The organism is Phytohabitans houttuyneae, from assembly GCF_011764425.1.
Classification (GTDB): domain Bacteria; phylum Actinomycetota; class Actinomycetes; order Mycobacteriales; family Micromonosporaceae; genus Phytohabitans; species Phytohabitans houttuyneae.
Genome location: NZ_BLPF01000001.1, coordinates 201,951 through 225,368 on the forward strand (window position 1 = coordinate 201,951; position 23,418 = coordinate 225,368).

22 protein-coding genes and 1 pseudogene are annotated in these 23,418 nt (G+C 74.2%); 12 read left to right on the forward strand and 11 right to left on the reverse strand.

Annotation, left to right across the window (positions count from 1 at the left end; all coding sequences use genetic code 11):
- The first annotated feature begins 23 nt into the window (after window positions 1–23).
- From Phou_RS00930 to Phou_RS00940, 3 genes are all read left to right on the forward strand, one after another.
- Window positions 24–2,291 carry an LLM class flavin-dependent oxidoreductase gene (locus Phou_RS00930; protein ID WP_173052671.1) on the forward strand — a complete coding sequence of 756 codons (2,268 nt, stop codon included), beginning with the start codon at window positions 24–26 and terminating at the stop codon, window positions 2,289–2,291.
- A gap of 76 nt (window positions 2,292–2,367) precedes the next feature.
- Window positions 2,368–3,279, forward strand: coding sequence for an LLM class flavin-dependent oxidoreductase (locus tag Phou_RS00935; RefSeq protein WP_173052673.1), 912 nt, complete (start codon window positions 2,368–2,370; stop codon window positions 3,277–3,279).
- 60 nt (window positions 3,280–3,339) lie between these two features.
- The gene (locus Phou_RS00940) at window positions 3,340–3,579 is read left to right on the forward strand and encodes a hypothetical protein (RefSeq protein ID WP_218578598.1); all 240 of its coding nucleotides are present in this window, start codon (window positions 3,340–3,342) and stop codon (window positions 3,577–3,579) included.
- A 132-nt stretch (window positions 3,580–3,711) separates the two neighbouring features.
- Here the strand turns inward: Phou_RS00940 and Phou_RS00950 are convergent, their stop codons facing one another.
- Entirely contained in the window at window positions 3,712–3,915 is a 204-nt protein-coding gene (locus Phou_RS00950; RefSeq protein ID WP_173052675.1) for a hypothetical protein, read from the reverse strand.
- A 93-nt stretch (window positions 3,916–4,008) separates the two neighbouring features.
- Between Phou_RS00950 and Phou_RS00955 the strand changes: the two genes are divergently transcribed.
- Window positions 4,009–4,821, forward strand: a complete 813-nt coding sequence (locus Phou_RS00955; RefSeq protein WP_173052677.1) for a hypothetical protein — start codon at window positions 4,009–4,011, stop codon at window positions 4,819–4,821.
- A gap of 475 nt (window positions 4,822–5,296) precedes the next feature.
- Here the strand turns inward: Phou_RS00955 and Phou_RS00960 are convergent, their stop codons facing one another.
- From Phou_RS00960 to Phou_RS00980, 5 genes and pseudogenes are all read right to left on the reverse strand, one after another.
- Window positions 5,297–5,548 (reverse strand): hypothetical protein, encoded by a 252-nt coding sequence (locus tag Phou_RS00960; RefSeq protein WP_173052679.1) that lies wholly within the window; start codon window positions 5,546–5,548, stop codon window positions 5,297–5,299.
- A gap of 543 nt (window positions 5,549–6,091) precedes the next feature.
- Window positions 6,092–6,589 carry a sigma-70 family RNA polymerase sigma factor gene (locus Phou_RS00965; RefSeq protein ID WP_173052681.1) on the reverse strand — a complete coding sequence of 166 codons (498 nt, stop codon included), beginning with the start codon at window positions 6,587–6,589 and terminating at the stop codon, window positions 6,092–6,094.
- Window positions 6,590–6,661: 72 nt separating this feature from the next.
- A pseudogene (locus tag Phou_RS00970) lies at window positions 6,662–7,068 on the reverse strand (VOC family protein).
- Entirely contained in the window at window positions 7,052–7,552 is a 501-nt protein-coding gene (locus tag Phou_RS00975) for an SRPBCC family protein (protein WP_173052685.1), read from the reverse strand. Before Phou_RS00975 ends, Phou_RS00970 begins: the two are co-directional and overlap by 17 nt.
- Window positions 7,549–7,881, reverse strand: coding sequence for an ArsR/SmtB family transcription factor (locus Phou_RS00980; RefSeq protein WP_173052687.1), 333 nt, complete (start codon window positions 7,879–7,881; stop codon window positions 7,549–7,551). Before Phou_RS00980 ends, Phou_RS00975 begins: the two co-directional genes overlap by 4 nt.
- A 95-nt stretch (window positions 7,882–7,976) precedes the next feature.
- Between Phou_RS00980 and Phou_RS00985 the strand changes: the two genes are divergently transcribed.
- The 6 genes from Phou_RS00985 (at window position 7,977) to Phou_RS01010 (ending at window position 13,452) form a co-directional block, all read left to right on the forward strand.
- Entirely contained in the window at window positions 7,977–8,603 is a 627-nt protein-coding gene (locus Phou_RS00985) for a GvpL/GvpF family gas vesicle protein (protein WP_173052689.1), read from the forward strand.
- A 30-nt stretch (window positions 8,604–8,633) separates the two neighbouring features.
- On the forward strand, window positions 8,634–9,587 hold the full coding sequence (locus Phou_RS00990; RefSeq protein ID WP_173052691.1) for an anti-sigma factor family protein: 954 nt from the start codon (window positions 8,634–8,636) through the stop codon (window positions 9,585–9,587).
- 2 nt (window positions 9,588–9,589) lie between these two features.
- Window positions 9,590–10,159 carry a sigma-70 family RNA polymerase sigma factor gene (locus Phou_RS00995; protein WP_218578599.1) on the forward strand — a complete coding sequence of 190 codons (570 nt, stop codon included), beginning with the start codon at window positions 9,590–9,592 and terminating at the stop codon, window positions 10,157–10,159.
- A 151-nt stretch (window positions 10,160–10,310) separates the two neighbouring features.
- Window positions 10,311–11,495: a phosphotransferase gene (locus Phou_RS01000; protein WP_173052693.1), complete on the forward strand. Its 1,185-nt coding sequence runs from the start codon at window positions 10,311–10,313 to the stop codon at window positions 11,493–11,495.
- A gap of 90 nt (window positions 11,496–11,585) precedes the next feature.
- The gene (locus tag Phou_RS01005; RefSeq protein WP_173052695.1) at window positions 11,586–12,620 is read left to right on the forward strand and encodes a YncE family protein; all 1,035 of its coding nucleotides are present in this window, start codon (window positions 11,586–11,588) and stop codon (window positions 12,618–12,620) included.
- A 46-nt stretch (window positions 12,621–12,666) separates the two neighbouring features.
- The gene (locus Phou_RS01010) at window positions 12,667–13,452 is read left to right on the forward strand and encodes a putative protein N(5)-glutamine methyltransferase (protein WP_246273111.1); all 786 of its coding nucleotides are present in this window, start codon (window positions 12,667–12,669) and stop codon (window positions 13,450–13,452) included.
- Window positions 13,453–13,513: 61 nt separating this feature from the next.
- On the opposite strand, the gene Phou_RS01015 is transcribed toward Phou_RS01010, so the two are convergent.
- From Phou_RS01015 to Phou_RS01025, 3 genes are all read right to left on the reverse strand, one after another.
- Entirely contained in the window at window positions 13,514–14,035 is a 522-nt protein-coding gene (locus Phou_RS01015) for a GNAT family N-acetyltransferase (RefSeq protein ID WP_173052699.1), read from the reverse strand.
- Window positions 14,036–14,058: 23 nt separating this feature from the next.
- Window positions 14,059–16,368 (reverse strand): rhamnogalacturonan lyase, encoded by a 2,310-nt coding sequence (locus Phou_RS01020; protein ID WP_173052701.1) that lies wholly within the window; start codon window positions 16,366–16,368, stop codon window positions 14,059–14,061.
- Window positions 16,369–16,663: 295 nt separating this feature from the next.
- Window positions 16,664–17,110 carry a carboxymuconolactone decarboxylase family protein gene (locus Phou_RS01025; protein WP_173052703.1) on the reverse strand — a complete coding sequence of 149 codons (447 nt, stop codon included), beginning with the start codon at window positions 17,108–17,110 and terminating at the stop codon, window positions 16,664–16,666.
- Between the two features lie 340 nt (window positions 17,111–17,450).
- On the opposite strand from Phou_RS01025, the gene Phou_RS50565 reads away from it, so the two are divergent.
- Window positions 17,451–18,548 carry a hypothetical protein gene (locus tag Phou_RS50565; protein ID WP_178134949.1) on the forward strand — a complete coding sequence of 366 codons (1,098 nt, stop codon included), beginning with the start codon at window positions 17,451–17,453 and terminating at the stop codon, window positions 18,546–18,548.
- Between the two features lie 8 nt (window positions 18,549–18,556).
- Here the strand turns inward: Phou_RS50565 and Phou_RS01035 are convergent, their stop codons facing one another.
- Window positions 18,557–19,246 carry a hypothetical protein gene (locus tag Phou_RS01035; protein WP_173052705.1) on the reverse strand — a complete coding sequence of 230 codons (690 nt, stop codon included), beginning with the start codon at window positions 19,244–19,246 and terminating at the stop codon, window positions 18,557–18,559.
- Between the two features lie 73 nt (window positions 19,247–19,319).
- A complete protein-coding gene (locus Phou_RS01040; RefSeq protein WP_246273112.1) occupies window positions 19,320–22,196 on the reverse strand; it encodes a M36 family metallopeptidase in 2,877 nt (958 codons plus the stop codon).
- Between the two features lie 392 nt (window positions 22,197–22,588).
- Here Phou_RS01040 and Phou_RS01045 point away from each other — a divergent pair, with 392 nt between their 5' ends.
- Window positions 22,589–23,410 carry a universal stress protein gene (locus tag Phou_RS01045; RefSeq protein WP_281364993.1) on the forward strand — a complete coding sequence of 274 codons (822 nt, stop codon included), beginning with the start codon at window positions 22,589–22,591 and terminating at the stop codon, window positions 23,408–23,410.
- Window positions 23,411–23,418 lie beyond the last annotated feature (8 nt).

Below are 23,418 nucleotides of genomic sequence, written 5' to 3' on the forward strand. Positions count from 1 at the left end.
TTGGCCGTCTGGAGAGTCCCCCGATGAACTACGGTCATCCGCTCGAGTTCGGCACCTTCATCACCCCCGCCGGCGACGACGCGGTCGCGCTCGCCACGCTCAGCGAAGACCTCGGCTACGACCTGGTGACGTTCCAGGACCACCCGTACCAGCCCGCCTTCCACGACACCTGGACGCTGATGTCCTGGGTCGCGGGGCGCACCGAGCGGATCCACATCGCGGCCAACGTGCTCAACGTCCCGCTGCGCCAGCCGGCCGTGCTCGCCCGCGGCGCCGCGAGCCTCGACCTGCTCTCCGGCGGGCGGTTCGACCTGGCGCTCGGCGCGGGCGCGTTCTGGGACGCGATCGGCGCGATGGGCGGGCCCCGGCTCGCGCCCGGCGCCGCGGTCGGCGCGCTCGAAGAGGCGATCGACATCGTCCGCGGCATGCTCGACGCCGGGGAGGACACCCCGTTGCGGTACGCGGGCGACCACTACCGCCTGACCGGCGCCGAGCGCGGCCCGCTGCCCCGCCACCACATCCCGATCTGGCTCGGCGCCCGCAAGCGCCGCATGCTGCGCCTCATCGGCCGCAAGGCGGACGGCTGGGTGGTCACGCTCGGTTACCTGAAGCCGGGCGACTTCCGCGCCGGCAACAAGATCATTGACGAGGCGGCGGCCGAGGCGGGGCGCGACCCGGCGGAGATCCGCCGGCTGGTCAACATCGCCGGTACCTTCGCCGCCGAGCGCCGGGGCTTCCTGCAGGGCCCGCCCGACGCCTGGGTCGACGACCTGCTCCCGCTCGTGGTGGAGGACGGCGTCGGCACGTTCATCCTCATGTCCGACGACCCGGCGACGCTGACACATTTCGGGCGCGAGGTGGCGCCGGCACTGCGCGCGGCGGTCGACCGGGCGCTGCCCGCGCCGCTGCCCGCCGGCCGGTTCCGCGCCGCGGCGGTGCGCGCCAAGCGGCGGCCCGGCATCGACTACGACGGCCTTCCGCGCGCGCTGGCCGAGACCGCGGTCGAGCCCGGCGACATCGACTTCCCGCGGGTACGCGCGAACTACATGCGCGGCGGCTCCCCCGGCATCGTGCTGCGCCCGCGGGACGCGGGCGAGGTGGCCGAGGCGCTCGCGTTCGCCCGCCGCCACCCCGACCTGCCGATGGGCGTGCGCAGCGGCGGCCACGGCATCAGCGGCCGCTCCACAAACGACGGTGGCGTCGTCATCGACCTCGGCGCGCTCGACACGGTCGAGGTGCTCGACGAGGCGACGCGCCGGGTGCGGATCGGGCCGGGCGCGCGGTGGAAGCAGGTCGCCGCGGCCCTTTCGCCGTACGGGTGGGCGCTCAGCTCCGGCGACTACGGCGGTGTCGGCGTGGGCGGGCTGGCCACGGCGGGCGGCATCGGCTTCCTCGGCCGCAAGCACGGCCTGACCATCGACCACCTGCGCGCGGTCGAGATGGTGCTCGCGGACGGCGCGGTCGTGCGCGCCAGCGACACCGAAAACCCGGACCTCTTCTGGGCGGTCCGCGGCGCCGGGGCAAACTTCGGCATCGCCACGTCGTTCGAGTTCGAGGTGGACGAGGTCGGCGAGGTCGGCTGGGCGCAGCTCGGCTTCATCGCGAGCGACACCGCGGGCTTCCTGCGCCGGTACGGCGAGGCGGCCTCGTCCGCGCCACGCGACACGACCACGTTCCTGGTGCTCGGACCGCCCAGGCGCGGCCAGCCGGCGGTCGCCCAGCTGTACGGCGTGGTCGACTCCGACGACCCCGACACGGTGATCGCCCAGCTCCAGCCGTTCGCGCAGGCCGGGCCGATGTTCCAGCAGCAGGTGGTGATCGCGCCGTACGCGGCGGTGATGGGCATGGCCTCCGACGCCGAGCACCAGGGGCGGGGGGAGCCGATCTCCCGCTCGGCGTTCATCCGCGAGATCACGCCGGAGTTCGCCGAGGCGGCGCAGCGGCTGCTGCACAGCGGCGTCGTCTACTTCTTCCAGCTGCGCACGGTCGGCGGCGCGGTGGCCGACGTGGACCCCGACGCCACCGCGTACGCGCACCGTGACGCCGGCTTCTCGGTCATCGCGATGGGCGTCGACCGCGAGCGGCTGGACCGCCTGTGGGACGGGCTCAGCGAGCACTTCGACGGCCTGTACCTGAGCTTCGAGACCGACCAGCGGCCCGAGCGGCTCGCCGACGCGTTCCCGCCCCGGACGCTGCGCCGGCTGCGCGAGCTCAAGGGGCGCTACGACCCCGACAACGTCTTCCGCGACAACTTCAACATCCGCCCGCTGACGGGTGGGGAGGAATCATGAGAGAGCAAAGCGAGCGAATCATTGGGCACAGCGCGCTTGGAGCCTCGTGCCCGCCCGCAGCGAAGCGAGGACGGGCATGAGCGACTATGGGCAGGACCTGCTGTTCGGGACGTTCATCACGCCGGTCAACCAGCCCGCCACGCAGGCCGTCGACCTGGCGGTGGCCAGCGACCGGGCCGGGCTCGACCTGGTGACGTTCCAGGACCATCCGTACCAGCCGCGCTTCCACGACACCTGGACGCTGATGTCGTACGCGGCCTCGCGCACCAGCCGCATCCACCTCAGCGCGAACGTGCTCAACCTGCCGCTGCGGCAGCCGGCCGTGCTCGCCCGCAGCGCCGCCAGCCTCGACCTGCTCAGCGGCGGGCGGGTCGAGCTCGGCATCGGCGCGGGCGGCTTCTGGGACGCGATCGAGGCGATGGGTGGGCGGCGCCTGAGCCCCGGCCAGGCGGTGGAGGCGCTCGAAGAGGCGATCACCGTCATCCGCGAGATCTGGGCCGCCGACCGGCCCGGCCCGGTGAAGGTCGACGGCAGGTACTACCGGGTGCACGGCGCCAAGCGCGGACCCAGGCCGCCGCACGACATCGGCATCTGGGTCGGCGCGTACAAGCCGCGGATGCTGCGGCTGATCGGGCGCGCGGCGGACGGCTGGCTGCCCTCGCTGGGCTACCTGCCGGGCGGTGCGGCGGACCTCGCCGAGCTGAACCGGCACATCGACGGCGCCGCGGCGGCCGCGGGTCGCGATCCCGGCCAGGTGCGGCGCCTGCTGAACGTATCCGGCCGGTTCGCACCGACCGGCCGCGCGTTTCTCGACGGTCCCGCCGAACAGTGGGCCGAGGACCTCGCCGGGCTGACCCTGGAGTACGGGATCACCGGCTTCATCCTCGGCACCGACGACGAGTACACGATCGAGGCGTTCGCGGCGGAGGTGGCGCCGGCGACGCGGGAGCTCGTCGCCGCGGAGCGCCAGGGCCTGCGGGTCACATAGCTGAAGAGGTCAGGGCAAGGGGCCGGCGGATGTTTCCGCCGGCCCCTTGCCGCTGTTGACATGACCATCGTCGATAGATACCCAGATCAAGCACACCGCTTCTCCTCGGTCACCGCCGACTCCAACGCCGACCAGGCGCTGCTGACCACCGGCAAGGCCGCGATGATGGTGCACGGCACGTGGACGTACGGGTCCATGGCCGGGGAGGGCGGCGACTTCGCCTCCGGCGGCCACCTCGGGTACATGACTTCAGGCCGGTCGACGGCGGCAAGGGCGACCCCAGCAACGTGCCCTTCCTGATGGGCTGGCGATCCCGCTCCGTCGTGCTGGCCACGCTGCCGATCGCCGTCCTGTACGCCCTCGGCCGCCGCCAGCTCCTCAGTGGACTCACCGTCGGCTTCAGCCGCTGAGCGCGTCCCGGCGGCCGCCGGGCTACGGTGGCGTCGTGGCGGTGAAGGGCAGGGTGCGCGGCGGGATCGCGCTGGTGGCGGCGGTCGCCGCGGCCGCCGCCCTGCTCGCCCACTCGCCGGTGGGCGCGCGCACGCCCGAGCCTCCGCCGGCGGCCGCCGAGGTGGCGTGGCCGCAGGCCCGGCGCGCGACAGTGCCGGGCACGCTCGACGACGGCGCGGCGTACACACCGGTCCTCTTCCTCGACGGCGGCGCGTCGGTCGGCACCGCGCTCGACGACGCCGGCGGCGTGCGCCTCGTGGTGCGCTCCCCGCGGGCGCGGTGCGCGTGCTGCGCCAGCCACCCGGCGGCGCCGGCCGGTCGTACGGCGGCTTCACCCGCGCCGGCGACCGCGTGGTGTGGGCCGAGTCGGCGGCGGGGCGGGACGGCACACCCGCGTCGGAACTGTGGGAAGCCGGCCTCGGTGGCGGCGCGCCCCGCCGGATCACCGCGGACACCGGCTGGCTGACGCTGGGAAACTCCGAGCACGCGATGGTCGTCGAGGCCGGCCGGCTGTACTGGACCGCGCTCGCGCCCGGCGCCGAGCGGGTCACGGAGGTGCGGTCGGTACCCCTCGACGGCGGGCCGGTGCGGGTGAGCACGCTGCCCGGCACGTGGGCGCTGGCCGGCTGGCCGTGGCTCGTCGGCACCGGCGGCGGGCCGCGCGGGCCGACCCAGCTGCACGATCTGGCCACCGGCGCGACGGCGACGGTCGACCTCGGCGACGGCGACGAGGACGTGGACCGGTGCGGGCCGGCGTGGTGCCGGCTGTTCGTCCTGTCCGGCGACGCGCCGGTCCGCACCGTCCTGGTGCGCCCGGACGGCAGCGACCGCCGCACCGCCACGAGCAGCGGCGCGACCGCCGCGATCGAGGACGTGGCGGTGCTCGACCGCTTCGAGGTGCTCGCCGGCGACTCCAGCGCCCTAGCCACCGCGGTCGGCGGCCGGCGGCTGCTCGTGTACGACCTGCGCACCCGCCGGCTGGTCGCCGTGGCGGACGCGGCGAGCCGGGTGGCGTACCGCGACGGCGTCCTGTGGTGGTCCACCAGCGGCGGCGGCACCACCTGGCACACCCTCGACCTGCGCACCGTCTGACCGCGACGCCTCGCCCTCCGCGAAACCGGACGCCGGGAGGGGCGGAGCGGACGCATCCGGGCGCGTACCCTGTTGTCCAACCTGAGGACAACCCGCAAACACCTCAGGGACGCCGTAAGCCCTCCTCCACCGCTTCCCAGCAGCTGGAGGAGGGCTTACCCGGTCCAGGGCCTGCGCCTCACAAGATCCAAGCCAAAACAGCAGCGGGCTACCGCGATGTCCGCGGTGGTCCGGACCGTCGCTCCCGCGGCCTCACCGTCCGCGGCTGGCCCAGCTCACCCCAAAGGCCCGGCTGTCGCGCTGACCGATAGGCTCTCGACCTGGGCGCACCGGTGCGCCCGCTGGGCAGTCAACGCTCGTGCCGCGGCCCGCACCGCGGGCCGGGGTGGTGGTGCGACCGCGGAGGGTGAGGCCGCGGGAGCAACGGTCTGTAGCCCGACGGGCGCCGCGGTAGCTCGAAATCTCCTGGAATGGATCAGCAGGCTGGCGTGCCGTCGCAGAGGATGGCGGCGGCGACGCGGGCCAGGCCGCGCAGGGCGGCGCGGTCCCAGGCCGGCTTGACGAAGAGCTCGGCCAGCAGGTCGCCCTGCCGGACCAGCACGTGGTGGGTGACCTGGCCGCCGTAGTCGACGGTGACCAGGAGCGCCTCCTCGCCGGCGAAGTCGCGGTCGGCGATCGAGATCGTCTGCGTGCCGACCGGCTCGCAGGCCGCGACCCGCGCGCGCACCTCGGCCAGGTAGCGGCTCGCGTCGCCGGGACCGTAGCGGGAGACGGCCTCGGAGAGCCGGTCGTCGGCCTCCGGCGCGCCCCGGAGGAGCGAGCGATCGGCCCCTCCACCGCCATGACCGGCCGCGGCGCGGAGCGGCAGCCCAGCATCGACGCGCTGAACTCGAACGTCCAGTCCCCGCCGCCGCTCGCCGTCCGGTAGCCGGGCCCCACGTCCTCGGGGCGCAGGAGCAGCTCGCTGACCGGTGCCCGGTCGCCGCCCGAGACGGTCGCCGGCGGCGCGGTGGTGGGCGACGGCGACGCCGGTGCCACCGTAGGCGACTGCGGCGCCGGTGCCACGGTGGGCGAGACGCCGGGGTCGGGCGGCGCGCTGTCCAGCCGGGCCGCGGCGACCGTGCCGGTGGCGCCGGCGATGGTGACCGCCGCGGCGGCCGCGACGAGCGCCACCCGCGTGCGGCGCCGCCGGTGGGCGCGGGCCCGCAGGTCGCCGGCGCTCTGCCACGAGGTACCGGCGGTGTCGTCGAAGAGCTTCTGGAACAGCTGGTCAGGCATGCGTGTACTCCCCCGGGAGGTCCCTGCCCAGCAGGGTGGCCAGCGTCCTGCGGCCGCGGGCCAGCCGCGACTTGACCGTGTTGACCGGCGCGCCCGTCTGCGCCGCCACCTCCGCGACGGGCAGGTCGAGCAGGTGGTGCAGCGCGATGGCAAGGCGCTCCGGCTCCGGCAGCCGGCGCAGCGCGTCGACGAGCGCCACGGTGTCCTCGCTGGGCGGTGGCGCGGGCGGCTGGGGGCCGTGCCGCTGGTACGCCACCATGCGGTTGCGGACCTTGCGCCACCGGTTGACGCACAGGCGGTAGCCGACGGTGCGGACCCACGCCTCCGGGTCGTCGTAGCGGGCGACCGTCGACCACCGCTGCCAGGCGCGCAGGAAAGCCTCCTGTGCCGCGTCCTGCGCCTCGGCCCGGTCGCCGCCCATCGCGTACAGGAACGTCACCACCCGGTGCCGCGTCCCCAGGTAGAAGTCCTCGAAGCCGTCTCCGGCCACCCCGCCCTCCCCTCCGGCGCTGCCTTCGAGGAGAACACACGCGAGCGCGGTGGCCGGTTGCCGCGGAACCCGTCAGGCGCGGGCCGAGATCTGCTGCACCCCCACGAGTTGCCGTCCGGGTCGCTGAAGAACACGAAACCGACGTTGTCCAGCGGGTCGGGGGTCGGGCTCGGGTTTTCGCCGAGCACCTGGATCTCGCTCACCTCGACGCCCCGCTCGACCAGCTCGGCGCGCGCCTTCTGCAGGTCGGCGACGACCAGCTGCAGCCCTTTGAGCGAGCCGGGCGGCATCTCCGGCACCGCGCCCTTGCCGATCACGACCGAGCAGCCGGAGCCGGGCGGGGTCAGCTGCACGATCCGCACGCTGTCGCCGACGGCGGTGTCGTGGTCGACGTTGAAGCCGAGCTGGTCGGCGTAGAACGCCTTCGCGCGGTCCACATCGGACACCGGCACGACGACGACCTCAAGAGTCCAGTTCATCGCTTTTGAATCCTTCCGTGAGTAGCTTGTCCAGGCGGTCGAAGCTCTCTCCGACCCCGCGGGCCATCGGATACCGCAGCACGCGGTCGCGCCCCTCGGGCGTCGCGTAGCGCACGGTGCTGGTGAGGTCGGTGCGGCCGGCGCGGCCGGCGAACTCGTGGGTGATCACGGTCTCGCCCGGATACGACTGCTCGTCGAAGATCTCGGTGAGCACCAGCCGGGTGTGCGGCTCGACCGCGCGGTAGACGCCGCTCTGCGCCATCCGCTCGCCGCCCGGCCCCTCCGAGACGAGCCGGTAGGCGCCGCCCACCCGCAGGTCGAGGTCGCAGGAGACGAGGTGCCAGCCCTGCGCGCCGTACCACCGGGGCAGCAGGTCGGGCCGGGTGAACGCGGCGAAGACGAGCCGCGGTGGCGCGTCGAACGACCGGGTCATGACGATCTCCCGGTCCGTCGGCGTGCTGACCACGACGCCGCGCCCGCTCATTCCTCCGCCTCCCGCAGCTCGGCCAGGAGCGCGTCGAGCCGCTGGTAGCTCTCCTCCCAGTAGTCGCGGTAGGCCTCCAGCCAGTCGACCGCCGCCTTGAGCGGGCGGGCCTCCAGCCGGCAGGGCCGCCGCTGCGCGTCGCGGCCGCGGGAGACGAGCCCCGCGCGCTCCAGCACCTTGAGGTGCTTGGAGATCGCCGGCTGGCTCATCCGGAACGGTGCGGCGAGCTCGGTGACCGTCGCCTCCCCCGCCGCGAGACGGGCGAGGATCGCCCGGCGGGTCGGGTCGGCGAGGGCCGAAAACGTGGCATCAAGCAGATCGGTAGCCATTAATAACCTCTTGGTTTCATAACCTTTTGGTTTTGTACTCGCGAAAAGCCGTCATGTCAAGTGATCCGGCGCCGCCCGGCGCGCGTACTGATCGCGTGAACGGCGCAGCCGTGTATGTCTTCGGGGTGGTGGCGGCCAACCACCCCGGCCAGCCGGCCGACCTTGTCGGCCTCGGCGGACCCGACTCGGCCGTGTGGCGGGTGCACGCCGGCGCGACCGCGGCCGTGGTCGCCGAAGCGCCGGGCTGGCTCCGGGCCCGCCCCCGCGACCTGCTCGCGCACCAGCTCGTGCTCGACTGCCTGTGGCAGGCCGGGCCGGTGCTGCCCGCGCGGTACGGGATCGTCGCGCCGGACGAGGAGACGCTCCGCGCCTGGCTGCGCCGGTCGACTCTGCGCCACCTGGACGCACTGGCCCAGGTGGCCGGCCGGGTGGAGATCGATGTGGGGGCCCACCCGGTGGCGGGGGCCGGTGGTGTGTACGAGGCGCTGCGCCCGCTCGCCGTGCGCGCGTCGGCCGGGCGTTTTCTGGTCGAGGACGGCCAGGCCTTCCTGGTCGAAGAGGACACAGTGGACACATTCCTCTCCCGGGTGGCGGAGCTCGACCGCGCGCAGGCGGGTCGCGGTCGCATCCGCGCCACCGGACCCCTTCCGCCGTACGCCTTCACGGAGCCGATCAACGGACTATCCGGTGTGGCCGGTCCCCTGCTCGACCGGTCCGGTTGACGGGCGGTACCGTCGGAGGCGGTGACCGCGATGGATGTTCATGACGAGGTGCTCGACCTGATCGGTGCGTGGGCTCTGGACGCCTGTGACCCGGATGAGGCGGCGCGGGTGGACGCGCACCTGAGCGGGTGCGCGACCTGCGCCGCGGAGGCTCGCCGCCTGCGTTCGGCGGCGTCCTGGCTGGCCGCCGACCGGGTGATCCCGGCGCCACCGGCCCTGCGCCACCGCGTGCTCGCGACCGCGCGGGCGGCTCGCCCGCCGGCGCTGCTGCGCACGCTCGTCGGGGCGTATGCGGGGCAGGCCGCCCTGCTCGACCGCCTGCTCGGCGCGGTGCGGCAGGACGACTGGGGCCGGCCCGACCCACGCCACGAGACGGTCGGCGGAGTGGTGGCACACCTGGCGGGCAACGACGCGATGCTCGCGGCCGACCTCGGCCTCCCGGTGGTGCCGCTCCCCGCCGGCGCGGGGGTGGACGTGCACGCGGCCTGGCGCGAGCAGAGCCGCGTGATCGTCGACGGCCTCGCCGCCCGCGACGGCGAGCTCGACCGGCGGGTCCGCCTCGCACACACCGGCCCGCCACCGCTGCGGCCGCTGCGCGAGGCCTTGGTGCAGCGGGCGTTCGAGACCTGGATCCACCTCGACGACATCGGCGCCGCTGTCGGCCGGGGCGCCACCACACCCCCGCCCGAGCAGGTCCGCCGCATCGTCGACCTGGCCGCCGAGCTGCTGCCCGGCGCGATCACCGGTGGCGACGAGGGCGCCGAGGTGGGCACCGTCCGGCTCGTCCTCGAAGGCACCGGCGGTGGCGAGTGGACACTCCCTTGTGGACCCGGTGACCACACGACGATCTACGCCGACGCCGTCGAGTTCACCCGGCTGGTGGCCAACCGCCGCGGTCCCGACTCGCTCGTCCACTCCACCACCGGCAGCCCGGCCGTCTCGACCCGCGTCCTGCACGTCGCCGCGACGCTCGGATGTGACTGAGCGTGCCGCCGGACGAGAGCGACGCGCGGCTGCGGGAGCGGCTCGTCGCCGGTGACGGCGACGCGCTCGCCGAGGCGTACGACCGGTGGTCCGGTCTGATCCACACGCTCGCCCTGCGGATCACCGACGACGCGGCGGCGGCCGAGGACATCACGCAGGACGTGTTCGTGGGGCTGTGGCAGCGGCCGGAGGCGTTCGACCCGGAGCGCGGGGCGCTGCGCACCTGGCTGTGCATGCTGGCGCGCAGCCGCGCCCTCGACTGGACCCGGCGGCGGGAGGCGCGCGCCCGGTACCACGCGGCGGCCGGCGCCTCGGCGGCGGCCTCGCCGGCCTACGGCGACATCGACGACGCGGTCATCTGGCACACCGAGACGAAGGTCGTGCGGGAGGCCGTGCAGGCGCTGCCCGACCTGCAACGGCAGGCGGTCCATTTGGCGTACTACCGGGGTCACACGTACCGCCAGGTGGCGCTGGAGCTGAACATCCCGGAGGGCACCGCCAAGTCGCGGCTGCGGCTCGCGCTGGCCAACATCGCCGACCGCCTCGCCGCGGAGGGCATCCTCGAGCGCTGAGAGTTGGTAGGCTGCGGGGCAGCGCGTTGGGGATCGCGCCGCGACTCGCCGGAAGGCTTGAAGCCATCCCCGTGCTTTCGATGCCGCGTGACGGACGCCGAAGCTCTGAGCCGCCCGTGCGAGTCCGGGCCATTGGAGCGAGGTGCTTTCCGTGAAGACGCTGCCCGACAACCCCCATCTCGACCACCTGCGCCAGCAGGCCAAGGATCTCCTGGCCGGCCTCCGCGCCGCCGACCCGGCCGCCACCCTCGCCGACGCGCAGGCTTCGCTCGCCGGTCAGTACGGGTTTCGCACCTGGACCGACCTGAAGGCCGAGGTCGACCGCGTGCGCGGCCACGCCGCCGAGGAGGATCCCGCGCTGGCCCGCGCGATCGCCGAGCGGTTCGGCCTCGGCGAGGTCACCGGTCCGATGCGCTCGGTCGCCCGCCCCGACGACATGGGGCGCCGCTGGACGCTGGAGACCGCGCAGGGCCGGTGGAACCTGCGCGGGCTGGACACCTGGTGGCCGATCGTCGACGCCGAGACCGACACCGCGCTGCAGGAGGCGGCGGCCGCCGCGGGGGTGCTGCTGCCCCCGCCGGTACGCAGCCGCGCCGGCGCGGTCGTCGAGTCGGTCGGCGGCCACGCCTGGCGGGTGTACGGGTGGGTGCACGCCGGCCCGCCCTTGGCCGCGCCGGCCGGCGCCCGCTTCACCCGCGCGGTCGGCGAGGTGCTCGCCACCGTGCACGGCCTGGCCCTGCCGGTCGACCGGATCAGCCCCTGGCACGCCCGGCGCTTCTCCGAGGTGACCTGGGACGGCTGGGCCGCGCGGGCCGCCTCGGAGGGCGCCGCCTGGGCACCGGCGATGGCCGCCGCGGCACCGGTACTCACCGACCTGGAGTCGCTGCGCGACGCGGCTCCCCCGCCCACGCGGGCGCCGGTGCTGTGCCACAACTCGCTCGGTCCGGCCAACGCCCGCAAGGCCCGCGACGGCCGCCTCGTCGTCACCGGCTGGGAGCACGCGGGCGGGCAGCCGCCGGACTGGGAGGTGGCGAACGCGCTTTTCGACTGGGCGGTCGAGCCGGGCGGCCGGGTCAACGCGGCCGGCGCCCGCGCGCTCGCCGACGGGTACCGGGCGGTGGCGGGCCACCTGCCCGACCTGGGCCTGTCGAGCTTCCGTGGCACGATCACCAGCCTGGCCAACTACGTCGCCGGCGAGGTGGGCACGGCGCTGGAGCTGCCCGCCGGCGAGCAGCGGCGGTACGCCGACCGCAGCGTCACGCACGTGCTCACCCACCTGGCCACGCGCACCACCCTGGAACACCTGCTGGAGGCCGTGACGGCAGCGCGGCGGTAGGCGGTCCGGCAGCGCACGGCGGCCGGACGGCAGCGATCCGGCAGCGGCGGCGCGCATCGTCCTCCCGTACCGACGACCAGGGAGGGAACGATGCGAAACAGAGCAATGTGGACAGTGGTGGCCGCGGCGGTGGTGGCCGGCGGGCTGGCGGTGCCGGCGCCCGCCACCGCGGCCGGGGCGTCCGCGGTCACGCTGCCGGTCGCCGCGGCGGCGGACATCGTGACGGTGCGAAACAGGGTCTTCGTCAGCGGCGGCCCGGACTCGGCGGCCGTCGCGGTCACCAACGGGGACGGTCGCGTGCTCGGCACGGTGCCGCTCGGGGCGGGTACCGCTGACCTCGCGCTGTCCGGCAGCGGGCACGACCTGTACGTCGCGCTGCCGTCCGCCCGCGCCATCGCCGTGATCGACACGCGCACGCTCACGGAGATCGCCCGCTACCCGACCGGGGACGCGTGCCCCCGGTCGCTGGCCCGGACAGCGCGGTGGCTGTACTTCGGGTACAACTGCGGCAGCGGCAACTGGGACGGCAACATCGGCGTGATGGGGCTGGACGGGCAGGGCGTCCGGTACGGGCTGGCGCGCACCACGTTCTACGACACGCCACGGCTGGAGGCGCCGGCCACGACCCGCGGCCCGCTGCTGGCCTGGGACTCGTCGCTGAGCCCGGCGACCATCAGCGTGTACGGCGTGGGGCGCGACGGCACGCCCACCTGGCTGCGGGACAGCGCGTGGGACGCGGTCGGCAGCAACCTCGCCGACGTGGCGGTCACCGGTGACGGGACCTCGGCGCTCACGGCCGCCGGCGCGCCGTACGAGGTGCGCGAGTTCACCGTCGCCGACCTGGCCGAGCCGAGCGTGCGGTACGGCACCGGCCCGTACCCGATCGCGGTGGAGCTGGACCCCGGCGAGGCGCGGGTGGCGGCGGCGGTGGCGTGGTTCGACCCGGACGTCCAGGTCTTCGGCCGCGACGGCGCGGTGCGGCACGTGGCGACGGTGCCCGGAAACCTGTTCGACCGCGCGCTCGCCTGGTCGCCGGACGGCACCCGGCTGTACGCGGTGACCGGCGACCCGTTCGCCCAGCCGCCGCTGCCGGCCACGCTCCACGTGCTGCCGGTACCGGCCTAGAAAAGTGGTGGGGGTGGGCGGGCGTGCCCGCGTAGCATCGGCTCGCGTGTCGATCGTCGAGCGGCTGCGCGCCGCGGGGTGCGTCTTCGCCGAAGACGAGGCCCGCCTGCTCACCGCCGCCGCGGACACGCCCGCCGCCCTCTCCGCGCTGGTCGAGCGCCGGGTGGCCGGCGAGCCGCTGGAGCACCTGCTGGGCTGGGCGGAGTTCTGCGGCTTGCGGGTCGCGGTCGATCCCGGCGTCTTCGTGCCGCGGCGGCGCACCGCGCTGCTGGTCCACGAGGCGGTGGCCCTGCTGGCCACCCGCCCGTCCCGGGCGACGGTCGTCGACATGTGCTGCGGTTCCGGCGCGGTGGGCGCCGCGGTGGCCGCGGCCGCGGGCCCGGTCGCCCTCCACGCCACCGACGTGGACCCCGCGGCGGTACGGTGCGCGCGGCGCAACCTCGCCCCGGCCGGCGGCCACGCCTACCTGGGCGACCTCGACGCGCCGCTGCCGCCGGCCCTGCGCGGCCGGGTCGACGTGCTGGTGGCGAACGTCCCGTACGTCCCCACGGCGGAGCTGTCACGCATGCCGCCCGAGGCGCGCTACCACGAGCCGAGGGTCGCGCTGGACGGCGGCTCGGACGGCCTGGACGTGCTGCGCCGGGTGGCCGCCACCGCCCCGGTCTGGCTGGCGCCCGGCGGCCACCTGCTGATCGAGACGAGCGACCGCCAGGCGGCCGGCGCGGCGTCCGCATTCACCGCGGCCGGCCTCACCCCACGCGTGATCACCGACAACGCCCTAGGCGCCACGGCCGTGGTAGGCACGTTCGACGTCCGCGCGGTTCAGCGTTAGCGCGGTTGATCAGGGAGTTGGTCGGGCGGGTTGGCGGCGCGGCGCTCCACCGGCTCCCTGATCAACGCGCGGTGAGGCGCCGCTCCCAGCGGACCTCGCCGTCCTGCCACTCGTCGGTCGGCGAGAGACCGGCCGCCGCCGCGACCGCCGCGGACGCCTTGTGGTCGGGGTGGATGTGCGCGACGAGGGCCTGGACCGGCTGCTGGCCGAGCCACCCGGCGAGCCCCTGCGCCGCCTCGGTGGCGATCCCCCGGCCCTGCCAGGCCGTGCCGACGACCCAGGCGATCTCCGCGGTCAGGCCGCCGCCCGACGGGCTCACCGTGGCCTGCACGGTACCCGCCAGGCGGTCCTCGTCCCGGAGCCGGATCACCCAGTTCAGCCACGAGACGGCCGGGTCGGGCGAGCCCCCGGTCATCCGCTCGTAACGCGAGCGCAGCTCCTCCGGCGTGTCCGGGGCACCGCCGGTGAAGGCGTGCAGCGCCGGGTCTGACAGCACCCGCGCCATCTCCGTGGCGTGCTCGACGCGCAGCGGGAGCAGGTCCAGCCGCGCGGTGACGATGGTCCGGGCCGCGATCGTGGTCACGGCCCGGATCATCGCACGCGGCGTCAGCGGCGCGGGGGCAGCGGCACCTTCGCCCAGTCGGTGTCGGACGCCAGGTAGAAGCTGGTGTACGACGGCTGGTTGTAGGTCGTCTGCTGTCGGGCCACCTCGGCCCGGTACTGCGGGTCGTGCATCAGCGTGTAGAGCTTGTGGCCGGTCACCTCGGTGCTCAGGTACACGCGGATCGCGGTGCTGTCGAGCGTCCGGACCAGCAGCTCCTCGCGCCAGTCGCCGAACACGTCGGCGACGAGGCCGGGGTTGCCCTTGGTGCCGTTGTTCGAGGTCGTGCCGGTGGCGGTGAGCACCCGCCCGCGCTTCCAGTCGTCGATCGTGACGTCCGCCGGCGCCTGCCCGTTCACGATCTGCGTGGTCAGGTCGCCCGCCCACCGGATGCTCATGTTCGTGCCCGGCGTGGTGGGTCCGAGCAGCGTGCCGCCGGCCGAGAAGAGTCCGATGCCGAGGTCGGCCGCGTTCGGCGGCATGGCCGGCCACGCCTCGATGCCCGGCACGGCCGGGTCGACGTCGCCGATCATCGCCCGCCCGGTGTCCCGGCCGGTGTAGTCGCCGAACAGCACCTCGCCGGTGGCCGCGTCGCGCATGGCGTGGCCGTACGGTGCGAACGTGCCGCCCTCGTGCGCGGTGTAGATCTCCAGGCCGGGGCGGGCCGGGTCGATGTCGGTCACGTGCATCGCGTCGCCGTGGCCGAGGCGCACGTTCTGGCCGGGCACCGCGCTCTCCGGCGGCGCGACCGCGAACGAGCTGTACAGCAGCGAGCCGTCGTGGTCGATGGTGGCCGAGCCGTACACGATCTCCTGCTTGCCGTCACCGTCCACATCGGCCGCGCTGAGCGAGTGGTCGCCCTGCGTCGTGATCGTCTTGAACTCGGGGTCCGTGCCGTCCCGCCCGTGCGGCCCGTCGTTGAACGGGTTCGTCATCGGCACCCAGCCGCTGTCGACGTACCAGTGCTCGCGCAGGCGCCGCCCGTCCCAGTCGTACGCGACCATCGTGGAACGCGTGTAGTAGCCGCGGGCGAAGACGGCCGAGGGACGCTTGCCGTCCAGGTACGCGACGGCGGCGAGGAAGCGGTCGACGCGGTTGCCCGGCTCGATGCGGGCCATCGCGTAGTCGCCCCACATGAGGCCGTCGTCGTGGCGGCCGGGCTTGTAGTCGACCGTCTGCAGCTCGCGGCCGGTGGCACCCTCGAAGACGGTCAGGTACTCCGGACCGTCCACAATGAACCCCGCGAAGTTGCGCAGCACGTTGCGGGCGCTGCGCGCCGGTGCGTACACGTCGATGAAGTAGTCGACGAGGGCGGTGGCGTCCTCCCGCGACAGCGGGTAGGTGTACGCCGGCGCGATGCCGAACGCGGCCTCCAGTGTGGACGGCCAGCGCCCGGCGACCACCTCGGGGTGCTTGTCCCAGCCCTGGAAGACGCCGATCAGCCGCTCGCGGTAGTCGGCCGCGCTGAGGCGGTAGTCGTCGCTGTGCGAGTAGCCGGCCCGGATGTCCCGCTTGGGCATCGTGATGAAGCGGGTGGACGCGACGGTGCCGTCGCTGTTGTAGCGGATGATCCGGGTGCCGGGCGCGGTCTTGAACATCATCTCCGCGCGGCCGTCGCCGTCGAAGTCGTACACGAGGAACTGCGTGTAGTGCGCGCCGGCGCGGATGTTGACGCCGAGGTCGATGCGGTACAGCAGCGTGCCGTCCGCCTCGTACGTGTCGATGTAGACCGGGCCGGTGTAGCCGACCTGGGAGACGTCCTTGGAGTTGGACGGGTCCCACTTGACCACGTACTCGTACTGGCCGTCGCCGTCCACGTCGCCGACGCTGAGGTCGTTGGCCGAGTACGTGTAGGCCTCGCCGGCCGGGGTCACGCCGTCGGCGGGCTTGCGCAGCGGGATGTCGCGGGAGGCGCCGGACCAGGGCGTGACCGGCGCGCTGAGGGAGACCTGCTTGCCGCGCACGAGGGCGCCGACGCGGTAGCGCGAGGTGGCGGTGCCGCCGGCGTCGAGGTAGTTGGTGCTGTCGGTGACGGTGGCGACCGGCCGGCCGTCCCGGTACACCCGGAAGTCGGCGCCGGTGAGGCCGGTGGCGGAGTGGCCGGTGACCTCCTCGGCGAGCAGGCGCCAGCTGAGGAAGACGCCGTCCGGCGTGGTGGCGGCGACGAGGCCGCGGTCGAGCCGTTCGAGCTGGGGGTGGCTCCCGTGCCGGCCGTGGCCGGTGGTGGCGGTGCCGGCGGTGGCGGGCGCGGCGCCGAGGGCCATGAGGGCGATCGTGCAGGCACTCGCGAGGAGCGCACGCGGGCGGGTATGCATCAGCGCCTCCGTGGGTGGGCGGCCGATTGAGGACATCATTCAAAGATCGACAAGCATGGTGGATGAAACGTTAAAACAGGTAGAAGGCTATGGATCCAGGAAAGCGCTTGTCAAGGCAGTGGCCTGCGTTGTCCCCAAGTACCGGCTTAGCCGATGGAAGGCGCGGTTTTGTCCGGGTCGGCGCGACATCGTCGATCCCGAGCCGAGCGCGACGCCCCGTACCGCCGCCGGCGCGCAAGGCACGGCCGACCGGTGCCCGAAAGAAGGCGGGCCGAACAGCGCGGCCCCGCTCACGTCACGGCTGGTACGAGCCCGGCGTCCAGCAGCGCGCCGACACGCCGATCCGGTTCCACGCGTTGATGGTCACGATCGTGGCCAGCAGTTGGGCCAGCTCGCCCTCGTCGAAGGCCTTGGCGGCGTCCGCCCACACGTCGTCGGGCACGCCGGCGCGGGTGGGTACGGTCACGGCCTCGGTGAGCGCCAAAGCAGCGCGCTCCCGCTCGGTGAAGTACGGCACCTCGCGCCACACCGGCAGCGCGTACAGGCGCTGCTCGGTCTCGCCCTGCGCGCGGGCGTCCTTCGTGTGCATGTCCACGCAGTACCCGCAGCCGTTGATCTGGGAGGCGTGCGTGCGCACCAGCTCGCGCAGCGGCCGGTCGAGCGGTCCCTCGCCGGATGCGACGTCGAGGCGGCCCAGGGCCTTGGAGAACCCGGGGGCGAGCGTGTCGAAGTCCAGTCTCATGGCCCTAACGCTATGGCGGTTCCCGCGCCGATCGCTGGGCCAATCGGCGATCAACCGCAGTGGGCCAATGCCGCATCACGGATCAGCACCGGTCTTTTCGTGCGGTTAGCCGTTCCTTAAGTTTGTTTGTCGTTCGGGCTTGCCAACCCCATCGATGAACCTCTACGGCGGGTCGTGCGTGTGGGCGCAATTGCGGACAAACCAGTATCGCGTGGAGCGTCGCCGAGCCTCAAAACTCGCTTAAACACAGGGTTTTGCCTGTTTGACAGGCATCGACGCGCCGGGAGTACGCTCCGCCCGCTGCTCGGCTCCCTGCTCTCCGCCCCCTGGAGGCCTGCTCATGGCACCTGGCTCGCTCCCCCGGCACTCCGCCCGCCTGCGCGTGGCGCTGGCGGTCCTCGCCGTCTTCGCTACCGCGGTGGCCGGCTGCGCCAAGCAGCCCGGAGAGCAGGTCGTCAACGAGGCGGCCGGTGACCCGGGCGTGGCCGCCAGCGAGGAGGGGTACGACGAGTCGGCGCCGGCGGACGGCGCGGACGCCACCTCACCCGCGGCGCGCAGCACGCCGGACCGGACCAAGAAGCCCAACCGGCCGGCGACCACCCGGCCAGCGCCCGCCGACGACCCGACCACGCCGGACGACGACGACCCGAGCACCCCCGCCGGGGAGCGGACGACGCAGGCCGAGCAGCCGCCCGCGGTGAACCGCGCCACGACCCGCCCGCCCGCGACCACCCGCCCGCCGGCGACGCGGCGGCCGGCCGTCACCACGGGCCCGCCGCAGCCCGGCCGCACCACGCGCCCGCCGGTCACGACCGGCCCGCCGCAGCCGGACCCCGGTGACGACGACCCGACGACCCCGCCGCCGCCCGCGACCACGACCGCGCCGCCGCCGCTGGACTTCGGGCCGGACGAGTGCGCCGAGGGGAACGGCCTGCCGCTGCACGACGGCTTCCAGAACGGCGGCCGGTGCGTCGACACCGAGATGGGCGAGGTCGCCGACGCCGCGAACAACCCGTCGCTGCTCATCACCGAGGCGCCGGAGCAGGTCGGCGTCAACCAGCCCTTCACGATCCGGGTCAGCACCCGCAACCTGATCCGCGACCGCTTCCTGCCGGCCGGGCAGGGTGGGTACTACGTGGACATGTCGATCCTGAACGCGCAGGGCCTGGTGCGCGGCCACTTCCACACCGCCTGCCGCATCCTCACCAGCACCGAGGTCGCGCCGGAGCCGGCGCCCGCGCCCGCGTTCTTCGTCGCGACGGAGGACCGCCAGGGCAGCAGCGAGCCGGACGTGATCGAGATCCGCGTGCCGGGGCTGCCGCAGGCCGGTACCTTCCAGTGCTCGGCCTGGGCCGGCGACGCCTCCCACCGGATCCCGATGATGCAGCGCGCCAACCAGATCCCGGCGCTGGACTCCGTCCGCGTCGAGGTCGACTGACCCGCGGCTCAGATCGGACGCGTGGCGAAGGCCATCTGCAGGTACGGCAGGTCGTCGCGGGGCACCGCCGCCGTGAGCACGGTGTGGGGGTCGAGGTCGACGCCCACGCCGTACACGTCGGGGTCGGTGTCGATGCGGAGACCGTCCCGCGTGACGCCGTCGACCACCACGGGTATGCCCGGCTCGGCGCAGCGCTCGTTCACCGGACTGTCCACTTCGTACGGAGGGTGGTCGCCCACGACCCGCGTCCGCCGGAACTGGTTGGCCACGATGTGGTTGACGTGCTCGACCAGCAGGGCTCGCACGGTGTCGAACTCGCCCGGCTCGCGGGTCCACCGGGTGCGCACGCACTCCCACAGCGCCGGGTAGCGCATCCGCCGGACCTGCTCCTCCAGCCACGGCGCCCGCGCCCACGGCGGCTGCTCCGCGAGCGCGCGGCGCTGCTCGTCGTCCAGCTCGGCGAGGTTGACCGGGTCGTCGGGGTCGTCCGGGTTGCGCCACAGCGTGTAGGTGACGCTCACCTCGCAGGACTCGAGGACCCCGTTGACCGTCCCGGAGCCGAGGCCGATCGCGTCCCAGTCTTCGGCGTGGCGCTGGGGCACGAGGCCGAAGACCGGCACGGGCATCCGCCGCGCCTGCTCGCGCCACTCCAGGCGCGGGTCCGGCTCGTGCTCGCCGCCGACCCCCGCGAACCTCATCCCACCAGTCTGCCGCAACGAAGGGCCGGGCACGGCTCGGGGCGCGGGCGAAAGGCCCGCGCCCCGAGCTGGCTCAGCGGGTGAACGCCTGGAACTCCGATACCCGGACCTGGGACGCGAACGGGCTGGCCGTCGCGCAGTCCGTCGCCGTCGCCGGGTCGGCGTCCTGCTCGCCGGCGTAGAGCGGGTTGCCGGTGCACTGGCTGGCGACCACCTCGAGGCGCAGGTGGGTCGCCGGGGTCGGGGTGAAGCGGAACTGCCGCAGGTTCAGCGACGGCGCCGTGGGGCGGAAGTTGCCGGACGGGAACGCGTCGCTGGGACTGCGGTACACCCGCCGCCAGCCGGCGTCCGTCGCGCAGTCCGCGGTCGTGGCGTCGCAGGCCCACACGTTGAACGAGCGGAGCGCGGAGAAGCGGTTCTGCGCGTTCGGGTCGGGGTCGCCGACGATGGCGGGGCGCAGCAGCGCGCTCACGTTGACCACGCTGACCCGCTGCGGCAGGTCACCGGCGAGGTCGACGGTGAGCGCACGGCCGGCCACGCCGTCCAGCGAGGCCCAGTTGGTGCCCTCGGTCTCGTCGATCAGCAGCGGGACGTTGACGCCCGGCCCGCTCACCGTGGCACCGCCGGCCGCCGCGGCGAGGTTGCGCGGCAGGTTGACCTTCAGGTCCTGGGCCCGGCCGGGCAGGAAGAGCGTGGTGAACTTGCGGTGGCCGTACCCCGGGCCGGTGGCGACGAGGTTGAACTGCTTGCCGCCGATGATCTCGAAGGTGTCGCCCAGCTCGGTCTCCGGGTCGGTGTCGGCGACCGGGGTGGCCCGCGCCTCGTAGTCACCCACGTACAGCCGGATCGGCGCGCCCTCCGAGTCGCCCAGCGGGCGGAGCGTGACGGTGGCGTTGTCGGCGTACGGGGAGGCGAAGCTCGGCACCGGGTCGGCGTCGCTCGGGCCGCTGGTGGCGTCCCGGCCCATGCCTGCCTGCGCGAACGCGTTCCACATCAGCTCCTGGTTGGCGCCGCCGAAGCGGACCAGGTCGGCGGCGAGCATGTTGTCACGCATGTCGAGCATGCTGAACTGGCTGGCCGCCTGGAGCAGGAACGAGTCGAACATCAGCTGCGCCCACCGCCGGTTGCCCGGGCAGGACGCGACCTCGACAAGGCCGTCGGCGCAGCGGGCCTGCAGCGAGGGCGTGCCGCTGCCGTACCGGGCGACGAACGCGCCGCGCAGCCGCACCTGGGTGGCGCTCCAGATCTCGCCGTCCGCGTGCTGCTGCTGGCCGACGAGGTCGTACCCGACGTCGGAGTAGTTGAGCGGGCTGCGCGTCGAGTCGTAGTTGCGGATGCCGTTGACGGTGTTGCCGGTGACGTACCCGCCGGTGATGAACGGGCTCTCGCCGGGCGGGCGGAAGCCGTACTCCAGCAGGTACTCGGCCGCGAGCAGGTCACCCCACGACTCGCCCATCGCGGAGCCCTGCAGCGAGCCGATGCCCGTGTCCGGCCCCGCGATCATGCGGTTGGTGATCGCGTGCGTGTACTCGTGCCCGATCACCGTCATGTCGTAGTCGCCGTCGACGCACGGCGGGTACGCCCCACCGGCCTGCGGCTGCCACAGGAACATGTTGGTCGTCGGCGGGAGGCCGTCGCGGCCGGTGCCCTGGTTGGCGTTGTTGCGGCTGCCGCCGAGCGCGTTCGCCTGCGCGCGGCCGGTCTCGGGGTCGCCGCCGAGGCCGTCGCCGGAGACGTTGACCGCCTGCATGTTCCAGGCGGACTCGGTGAAGCCGAGGTTGAACGCCCAGTCGTGCATGCGGTTGTGCATCGCGAAGAGGTTGGCGATCGCCGCGTCCGCGTCGTTGCGCTGCGCGGAGGTGAAGACGGTGGGGTTGCAGCGGGACTGCCGCCACTGGTCGGTGAACGGGTAGATGTACTCGCGGTTCGGGCTCGGCGTCGCCGGCACGGCGGGGTTGCCGGCGCCGAGGCTGAGCGTGTTGTCGGCCGCGTTGCCGCGCGAGGTGAAGGTGGGCAGGCCGGTCGTGAGGTCGACGTCCCACGCCTCGCCGGTGTTGGGGTCGCGGACCGCCTTCACGCAGCGGCCGACCTCCTCCTGGCACCACAGCACGCGCGGGTCGCGGCCGGCCGGGATGGTGGCCGGCGGCGTGGACGGGAAGACCGCCCAGCGCGGGTTGTCCGAGTCGAAGTCGACGAGGTCCTCGCGAACCAGCACCTCGCCGCTGCGACCGTCCACATAGGTCGTCACGGCGACCGGGTCGGCGGCGGCCGGTGAGGTGAGCGTCACCGCGTACGCGTCGCGCGGCCCGTCGGCCGGCGTCGGCACGGCAACCCGCCGCACGTCACTGCTTCCCGTGGACGCGCCGAGGCCGGCGTTGGCACGGGCGATGGCCACGGCCTCCGCCGCGCTGAGCGTGGCCGGTTCGGGCGCGCTCGTGTCGCGGGACAGCGACGAGGTGACCCGCACGACTTTGTCGCCGGTGACCAGGACGGTCACCAGGCCGTCGTGGCCGGCGGGCAGGTCGCCGAAGCGCTGCCGCAGCGTCACCACCGTGCCGCTGCCCATCGGCCGGACCAGCAGCGGCTCCAGCGCGGCGACGGCCGCCTCGTCAAGGCCGAAGAGGTCGCGGTTGCCGGCCAGGTACGCCCGGGCGGCCGCCTCCGCGCCGGCGGGCAGGCCGGTCGCGAGCGGCTTCGCGCCGGTGCCGAGCGCGCTCGGTGTACCCAGCGCGTTGAAGCGGACGTCGCCCAGCGCGCTGGCGCGGGCGCGCTGCGCGGCGCTCGGTGCGACGGTGCCGTCGCGGTTGTCGAGGTCGCGGGAGACGTGCTTCTCCCCCGGCAGGCTGAGGTCGGGCGGGGCCGCGGGAGCCGCGGTCGCCGATCCGGAAACGGCTGGTGGTCCAGCGATGAGTACGACGGCGGTGATCACAGCCGCGGCCACTCTGCGCACGACGGTCCCCCTCGGTCGATGCAAGTCTTTGCATGTGTGGATACCCGCCCACCCTGGTGGGGGCAAGGGCACCCGCCCGCGCGCACCGCTGCGGAGGACTGTCCACGCAGGTCAGAGCCGCCGGCCCGGAGGCGCTATGGAGCAACCGGTATGGAACCGAATGGTGGGCGGCGCCGGTTTCACCCGGTTCGTCGCCGCGCGACCGCAACGTCCCATGACCTCATCAGGACTTGCTCTTCGATACATGTGTGGGAAAGGTCCCGATCCGCCCAGAGGTCTGTCGCTGGGGCGTCACATGCGGTTAGGTAAGCAGGCAGAGGGGTATGTACCGGCTCTGTTTCCACGGTGACCGGGGTGGACGGCGATCGAGCCTCAGCGCGGAGGTGGCGGCCATGGCGGGTACAGAAGCGCCTGTTGCGGTTGGTGTGAAGGATTTGGCGACGGATGTGGCGGCCGTGCGCGTGGCAGCGGCCGAGGCGGCGGCGACAGGCCGTCCGTTACGCATCGTGCACGCGTTCATGTGGCCGCTGGAGCTGCCTCCGGGAGACGACGGCGCGGAGCGCGAGCAGGCGGAGCGGATCGTGGCGGACGCCGCCGCGCAGGCCCGCGAGTGGCACCGCGGCCTGGAGGTGACGCCCGAGGTCGTCGACGGCGAGATGATCGAGGTGCTGCTGCGGACCGCCGCGCGCGCCTCCATGCTCGTGATCGGCAGCGACGACCCCGAAGGCCCGGCCGACCCCACGGCGTCCGTGTCGTTCCAGGTGGCCGCGCGGGCGGCCGGCCCGGTGCTGTGCGTCCGCGGCTCGGGCACGACGGGCGGCCCGGTGGTGGTCGGCGTCGACGGCTCCGCGGACGCGGCCGTCGGCCTGGCGACCGCCGTCGAGGAGGCACAGCGCAGGCAGGCCCCGCTGGTGGTCCTGCACGCCGAGGGCGCGGCCTGCGCCGAGACCCACGCCACGGGCGGCCTCAAGGTCGAGCACCGCCGCGTCGAGGGCCCGGCCGGCCAGGCGCTGAACAGCGCATCCGCCGACGCCCAGCTCGTCGTGGTCGGCGCGCAGGGCGACCGGCCCACGCCGCTCGGCCCGGTCACCCAGGCGGTGCTGCGGCACGCCGACTGCCCGGTGCTGGTGGCCCGCAGCCGGAACGTGCCCGTGCAGGCCCGGATCCGCCCGGCCCGCCGCCCCGCCACCCGCCTGGGCCCAGCGCTCACCTGACGCCTTGG

Bases quoted from the DNA above. Each gene is read 5' to 3' on its own strand.
- Phou_RS00930 (WP_173052671.1), top strand. From the start codon at position 24: ATGAACTACGGTCATCCGCTCGAGTTCGGCACCTTCATCACCCCCGCC.
- Phou_RS00935 (WP_173052673.1), top strand. From the start codon at position 2,368: ATGAGCGACTATGGGCAGGACCTGCTGTTCGGGACGTTCATCACGCCG.
- Phou_RS00940 (WP_218578598.1), top strand. From the start codon at position 3,340: ATGACCATCGTCGATAGATACCCAGATCAAGCACACCGCTTCTCCTCG.
- Phou_RS00975 (WP_173052685.1), bottom strand. From the start codon at position 7,552: ATGAGCGGGCGCGGCGTCGTGGTCAGCACGCCGACGGACCGGGAGATC.
- Phou_RS00980 (WP_173052687.1), bottom strand. From the start codon at position 7,881: ATGGCTACCGATCTGCTTGATGCCACGTTTTCGGCCCTCGCCGACCCG.
- Phou_RS00990 (WP_173052691.1), top strand. From the start codon at position 8,634: ATGGATGTTCATGACGAGGTGCTCGACCTGATCGGTGCGTGGGCTCTG.
- Phou_RS01005 (WP_173052695.1), top strand. From the start codon at position 11,586: ATGCGAAACAGAGCAATGTGGACAGTGGTGGCCGCGGCGGTGGTGGCC.
- Phou_RS01020 (WP_173052701.1), bottom strand. From the start codon at position 16,368: ATGCATACCCGCCCGCGTGCGCTCCTCGCGAGTGCCTGCACGATCGCC.
- Phou_RS01025 (WP_173052703.1), bottom strand. From the start codon at position 17,110: ATGAGACTGGACTTCGACACGCTCGCCCCCGGGTTCTCCAAGGCCCTG.
- Phou_RS50565 (WP_178134949.1), top strand. From the start codon at position 17,451: ATGGCACCTGGCTCGCTCCCCCGGCACTCCGCCCGCCTGCGCGTGGCG.
- Phou_RS01035 (WP_173052705.1), bottom strand. From the start codon at position 19,246: ATGAGGTTCGCGGGGGTCGGCGGCGAGCACGAGCCGGACCCGCGCCTG.
- Phou_RS01045 (WP_281364993.1), top strand. From the start codon at position 22,589: ATGGCGGGTACAGAAGCGCCTGTTGCGGTTGGTGTGAAGGATTTGGCG.